This is a genomic window from Caballeronia arationis (genome assembly GCF_001544975.2).
In the GTDB taxonomy this organism is placed as follows: domain Bacteria; phylum Pseudomonadota; class Gammaproteobacteria; order Burkholderiales; family Burkholderiaceae; genus Caballeronia; species Caballeronia arationis.
In genome coordinates this window covers 1-5,960 of the sequence record NZ_FCOG02000231.1, presented here as the reverse complement: position 1 = coordinate 5,960, position 5,960 = coordinate 1, and the positions used below count along the sequence as shown (strand labels likewise).

General features: G+C 58.5%; 7 protein-coding genes. 6 read left to right on the top strand and 1 reads right to left on the bottom strand.

All coding sequences use genetic code 11. The features are described 5' to 3' along the window. The first annotated feature begins 559 nt into the window (after positions 1-559). The 5 genes from AWB81_RS39760 (at position 560) to AWB81_RS39740 (ending at position 4,354) form a co-directional block, all read left to right on the top strand. Positions 560-1,276, top strand: coding sequence for a YrzE family protein (locus tag AWB81_RS39760; RefSeq protein WP_062643784.1), 717 nt, complete (start codon positions 560-562; stop codon positions 1,274-1,276). 44 nt (positions 1,277-1,320) lie between these two features. Then, positions 1,321-1,599 carry a DUF2382 domain-containing protein gene (locus tag AWB81_RS39755; RefSeq protein WP_062643782.1) on the top strand — a complete coding sequence of 93 codons (279 nt, stop codon included), beginning with the start codon at positions 1,321-1,323 and terminating at the stop codon, positions 1,597-1,599. Continuing rightward, the gene (locus AWB81_RS39750) at positions 1,596-1,790 is read left to right on the top strand and encodes a hypothetical protein (protein ID WP_062643780.1); all 195 of its coding nucleotides are present in this window, start codon (positions 1,596-1,598) and stop codon (positions 1,788-1,790) included. The genes AWB81_RS39755 and AWB81_RS39750 overlap by 4 nt, the downstream gene beginning before the upstream one ends. 317 nt (positions 1,791-2,107) lie before the next feature. Continuing rightward, positions 2,108-2,773 carry a YsnF/AvaK domain-containing protein gene (locus tag AWB81_RS39745; protein ID WP_235026162.1) on the top strand — a complete coding sequence of 222 codons (666 nt, stop codon included), beginning with the start codon at positions 2,108-2,110 and terminating at the stop codon, positions 2,771-2,773. Between the two features lie 1,185 nt (positions 2,774-3,958). Then, positions 3,959-4,354, top strand: coding sequence for a response regulator (locus AWB81_RS39740; RefSeq protein ID WP_062643776.1), 396 nt, complete (start codon positions 3,959-3,961; stop codon positions 4,352-4,354). A 102-nt stretch (positions 4,355-4,456) separates the two neighbouring features. Here AWB81_RS39740 and AWB81_RS46155 read toward each other — a convergent pair whose 3' ends face one another. Then, positions 4,457-4,627, bottom strand: coding sequence for a hypothetical protein (locus tag AWB81_RS46155; RefSeq protein ID WP_159939015.1), 171 nt, complete (start codon positions 4,625-4,627; stop codon positions 4,457-4,459). An 824-nt stretch (positions 4,628-5,451) separates the two neighbouring features. Here AWB81_RS46155 and AWB81_RS39735 point away from each other — a divergent pair. Then, the coding region (locus AWB81_RS39735) for a CheR family methyltransferase (protein WP_327373348.1) at positions 5,452-5,960 on the top strand (509 nt) is incomplete at its 3' end.

The window sequence follows — 5,960 nt, the reverse complement described above, 5'->3', positions numbered from 1 at the left end:
CATGGATCCTGTGCTGGCTCACGCCGCGCTCAAGCAGCGTGAATATCGCGCTTTGTAGATGCTGCTTCAAGACATTCACTCCCTTGTCTCCTTCTTCTCTGAAGGAGACAACAATAAATGTCCTGCAGCACCGCTAGGGACCGCTCAGCCGGCGATCGTTACCTGGGGGATTTTGAGGTGACCATACATGGGGGAATTTGACCGACCGCCGGGGAACATGAGGGCAGGAAGAGCCGACCAACTCTGCGCAGATTTTGATTCCATTTTACCCACTCGGATCCCGTAGGACCCTCAATCGATGATGATGCCGGCGGCCTGGAGCGTCGAGAAAAAAGGCGCACATCTTGTTCTCTTCGGATGTGCCGGAAATCGGGATAAAGCGGCAGGCCGCGGGTTGGAGTGGGCGGCGTCGTGGGACGCGCGCCCGGCGCGGCTGCTGACCCCTCCGAATCTCCTACTCTGTGGCACGCCTATTGCGCTATTGAGACGCCATGTTGGGGCTTGGCGCGGCCGTCTGACGCGGCTGCGTACGAACAATCCAAATCATAGGGACACTATTATGCGACTCCTCACTACTCAGGACGGGCTTCCGCGCGTCGCCTGGGGACCCGTCATTGCCGGCGTGATCCTCTCTTCGATTGTGTACCTGCTTATGAGCGTTCTAGGAACCGCTATTGGTGCCTCTATGCTCTCACCGCTATCTCGACCCGATCCGTTGCACGGTTTCGGTTTTGGCTCGGGAATTTGGGTGATTGTGACGACAGTAGTCGCAGTCTTCATTGGTTCGTACTTTGCGGGTCGTTGTGCACCGGTGCTCGGTTGGCTTCACGGTTTACTTTCGTGGGCGGTTATGGTTTTGCTGGTCGCGTACGGAATTACCTCGCTCGTAGGCAGTGCTGTAAGTACTGCGGGGAATGTTGCTGCCACCAGCGCCCACGCCGGTGCCACGGCGGCTAATCAAGCCAACGGCAACAGTGTTGGGTCGCTGGTGAGCTCTGCAACGCAGCAACTGCAGGCCTCAGCGGCATCCGCCGCCTCGTCCCCGCGCGCGGAGCAAGACGCCAGGCAAGCAGCCGACATGGCAGCAAGAGGCGTGGCGCGCGCCAGTTGGTATTCCTTCGCGGCTCTGATCGTGGGCGCAATCATCGCCATCGTATCGGGCGGAGCTGGCTTCCGACATCAACCGCCTTTCGAAGAAGGCGGCGGCTCTGTCCGCGACGATGGGATTGTGACGTCGAAAGGGCGCGTAACGCGTCCGAGCGGTGCCTTCCGCTAGCTCGCTAGAGACAGGTCGCTTGGCGCGCCCCTTGGAGCAAAACAATGAATGTTAATGGCGCTTCAGATCAGCCCGAGGACCAAAGTGTTCCGGCGTCCGTGCCGGCACCTGGGGCGGATGTCACCGTCTCCGCCATCCAGGAAGAGCTCACGGTCGGCACAGTGGAAGCGCAAACCGGCGCGATAAGAGTTCGAAAGGTCGTGAGCGATGAGACTCGGCCGATCTCGATAGAGCTTCGTACCGAGACGGTCGGCGTGACGCGTGTGTCCATAAACCGTCCCGTCGAGGCGGAGGACGGGCCGCGGCAGGAAGCGGTACGTTGATCGTGCCGGTTTTCGAATACGTCCCGGTTGTCACTATGCAGTTGACATTGAAGGAAGAGGTGCACATCACCACCCACACGCTCGAAAAAGAGGAGCTGCACCACGTACCGGTTAAAGTTGAGAGGCTCGTTGTCGAGCGGCGTGAGGGAGTCGACGGCGCGTGGGTGGAGGACGACTCGCCAAACATTTAAGGCGCGGCGTTAGCAGCGGGAGCAGCGGTTGCAGCACGAGCTTCAGAGGCTGCCTTCGCTTTAAAGGTGCCTTTTTTACTCATTGGAGAATGACAATGGCTCAGACTTTGTTGGCTGTATTTGATTCGCTCGACGACGCCCAGGCAGCCGCGAGTCGGCTAGAGGCGGACGGGGTTGCACGGTCGAACCTGAACATCCATGCACGAAACGACTTTATCGCTGACGTACCGGCGCATGGATTCACGGGGACGGCACACGACGGTACTACGCGAGACGCTACGGTAGGCCACTCCGCCGGCGAGGCTGAGGGAGGTGTAATGACCCGCATCGAACACTTCTTCAAGAATCTCTTCGGCGACGATGACGCACCGGAAGAAGCGGATCACTACCGAGAAGCGGTGCGCCGCGGCGGGGCAGTGCTCTCCGTGGATCTGGCGGACGAATCGCGGGTTGAGGCCATAAGGAGTGTGCTGAGCGGCGCCGGCGCGATCGACATCGACCAGCGGGTCACGCAATGGAAGAGCGCCGGGTATACCGGCTACGATGCCGCCGCCCCCGTGTATTCAGCTGATGAGATCGCAGCGGAACGTCAGCGCTTCAACGTTGTGAAGGAAGAATTGGAAGTCGCCAAACGCGAAGTGCAGACCGGAGGTGTGCGTGTGTACTCGCGGGTGACCGAAACGCCGGTAAGCGAATCAGTGAATCTGCGCGAAGAGCATGCAACGATCGAGCGTCGGGCCGTCGACCGGCCGGCGACTGTGGCAGATCTGAAGGAAGGTTTTGTTGAAGTTCGGGAGACCACCGAACAGCCGGTGGTGTCCAAGGCCGCGCGAGTCGTCGAGGAAGTAGTTGTTGGTAAGGAAGCTAGCGAACGGACCGAAACAATCCACGATACCGTGCGAGGTACCGAGGTTGAAGTGGAGCGCACGGAAGGAAGAGAAGGACTGGCTCGGCAAGGCACGAATGGAAAGCAACCTCTGTAATCGTGCCGACAAGTGCGGCTACAGAGCGGCCGTCGGACACGAAAACGAAAGGACCACGCGTGCGAAACGAGCTTACGAAATCCTCGGACGGGCGCTCGAGTATACGCATGTCGCCAGCTAAGGCAGGGACGTTGGCGGCTTGCAGCGGCAGACGCCGCCTTCGATCATCGATTGGCGGCGCCCGTCTCGCAAGTTCTTCGATCCGGGGAGCGACGAGTGCCCTGGATGCATCTTGCGCTGCCGGATGAAGTGGAGAGCCATAGGGGCCTATCCTCCGGGCTCATCGTCGCTTCCTAATCCTAGAAGCACCCGACGTCAGCTTGGTCGAGTTTGCAAGTTACCAGTTCTTTGACCCTCTGTAAGAGCGTGCGTGCATGAATGCACCACGGGAATCCTCGTCGAACGGGCAGTGAGACAGGCGTTGTCGGGCGTGCGGTTTGCTTAGTTCAGCATGTCCGCTGCCCTCGACGATAAAATGAAAGTGACTATCCTCTCTCACGAGAAAGCGAAGGCCGAGTCTGCCGAAATCGACCGCTTCTGATTTGAACTGGACGATGGTAACACGCCTCCCTTGCGCGAATACATCTCGTTGCGCACGGCGCGATTCATTGACGCGAATCGATGACTTGCCGGGCTGGCGAAACGCGGAGCCCTGAGTGTGAAGTGTGATCGGAAACACACGGCTTCGAAAGTGCAGACCGACTGTGAGGCATCATCCAGCTTGCTGCCCAAGAGGTTGCGAGGGCAGCTGTGTAGATCAATAACCTCGAAAGTCAAACGAGCAGAAAGCCAGATCGTTGATGCGTATGCTTGCCGGCACTATCGTGCCCTCTACCGCTTCAGTTTCTGCGAGCAGGCTTCGATCTCTTTGAGCCGACGGGAGGCCATACGTGAGAGCCGAGTGCGGCGTACACTGTCAACTGCGTTGCATTTAAAGAGCGGACGATTATTAGCGGGCCAATGCCAGATCGGCGGTGGTCAGGTAATTCACTCCGTCCGGCAACCTTTGCGTTCGGCAATGATTTCTCGGTCTTCATTGGTTATGTCGGTAGTAGGTAAAAATGCGCAAGGGCCTGGCGCTTGCTCGTAAGTACGATCAGCAGCGGGGTTTTAATGCGTTCCACTATTCAAACCTCGATCTGGACCGCACGCCGGGCATTAGGTCCTGGTCGCTTACGGATCCTCGTGGTCGACGATTATGCGATCGGCGCTGAGGCCGTCGCTCTGGCGCTCTCCTATGCCGGTCACGAAACAAGCTTCGCCTCGAATGGCGCTTACGCGATGAAGCGAGTCGCCACATGGGCCCCCGACGTCGCGGTGCTCGACATCAATATGCCTCCACCCGACGGATTCGAGTTGGCTGCGCTCGTGCGCGGACACGATAATGGATCCAACGCGCTCATCATTGCGCACACCTCGATGGATGAAAGCGCCGTTAGTCCGCGCGGACTTCCCGCGGGTTTGACGCCTTTTGCCAAAAAGGCGGCGGTATCGATTCGCTGCAAGATATCATTTGGCGAATGGCGTCAAACAAGTGAAACCTTCCTTCAATTTGAGCACCTTCTAAAAGCCCTGCCGTAGCCAGGTTCGACTCGGGTTCGGTCAGTGTCGGCGCACGTACGGCGCGCACCGCTTCGCGCAGGTTGCGGTCGCTCCAGGCCGATTGCACGCATCGATTCGAACTCAAGCCGGATTCGCCGCGACAAAGACCCTGAACGCAAAATATGCGGCGTTCTTCGTCGTACCGTCCGCCTGGATCAGCCAATAGTCCGGATCGATCACGCTGTACATCATCACAGATTCGATGTTGTGTTTGTCCTTGATCGACCGATATTGCTTGAGCGCCTTCGTCACATAGTCGGCGGCCGATTGCTGCGTATGTGCGCTGCCGCCCAGCCTTCAACCTTCGGTCGGCACCGAGCGTTCGCGATGGCCGCTTGCAAGGTGCAACGGCCGCTCGCTTCGCTATTCTGTCCGGTGGGTCATCGGCTTTTACCGAAATTGAAGCTTGTTGCGTTCTACGTCGGCAGCCTCGCGGATTTGTTGACGTTGGTGCGATCCAGTCGATGGAAGCAGCTTCCTGCATCGGCGAACTCTCGCTTTCAACCCTATTGCCGTCATTCATGCCACCCGATTTAGGCGCCGAAAGCCTGCAATCGAGGCTCTCGGTCAACGATGCGGCGAAGACACTCTGCCCGCGATCTCTGGATGGTCTCGGTGGTGACCGGACCACTCTCGATGTCCTGAATCGCGCCGACGTACCGGTTGCGTGCGCTGGCCTTCACGGCAAGTCCGTGCCGCGGATAAGACGCCGCCGTCGTATCACGCGCCGCGCTCAGCGCATCATAGGACCCGCACGAGTTCGGGATTGCCCTAACTTTTGCTCAGCAAACGGAAGTTACGGAAAGAGACTGTTCGGCATTCGCAATTGACCTAAAATTCCGCTGCCGACCCTCGAAATCTCGGTGACTCACGACTCATGCAGGCCAGCACTATTTGCTCCGTCCTCGCCTGTCAGCTTGCGCGCGATGGAAGTTTTTCCCGAACATTCCCTGACTGGTTCGGCGATCTTTTGTTAAGGCGACGTCCCTGACGCTCGTGGTGTACGCTTGACGAATCAGTCGTCCACGCATTCAATTCCAAACTGCCAAGAAGCGTGATAATCAAGATCGTCCGTCATGACAAGCAATAGAGCGCCTGAGCCTTCAGTTGACCCGCCCGATGTGACTCGATCTGTCACGCCGTCGCTGGAGTTTCCGATCGTCGGCGTTGGGGCATCGGCCGGCGGAATTCAAGCGCTGACTCGCCTGTTTGAGCACATGCCAAACGAGGCGGGCATGGCGAATCTTTTTCGCGATCGGGACGCTTTTGAAGCCCTTGAGCGCGAAATCGTGCCGCGCATCTGCGAAGACAAGTCCGATGACGACTCCATCCGCGTCTGGGCCGCGGGCTGCTCGACCGGAGAAGAAGCGTATTCGGTCGCGATGCTGCTTAACGAGTGTGTTGCGGAAGCCAATAAAGGCTGTGCGATTCAAGTGTTCGCCACAGACATCGATGAGAGCGCTATCGAGACGGCGCGCACGGGCAACTATCCATCGCCCATTGTGACCGACGTTCCGCCTGCCCGGCTTCGAAAGTTTTTTACGCTCACGCACGGGCGCTACCTCATCAACAAATCCTTACGGGA

Coding starts and splice junctions, on each gene's coding strand:
- AWB81_RS39755 (WP_062643782.1), top strand. CDS start 1,321: ATGAATGTTAATGGCGCTTCAGATCAGCCCGAGGACCAAAGTGTTCCG.
- AWB81_RS39760 (WP_062643784.1), top strand. CDS start 560: ATGCGACTCCTCACTACTCAGGACGGGCTTCCGCGCGTCGCCTGGGGA.
- AWB81_RS39745 (WP_235026162.1), top strand. CDS start 2,108: ATGACCCGCATCGAACACTTCTTCAAGAATCTCTTCGGCGACGATGAC.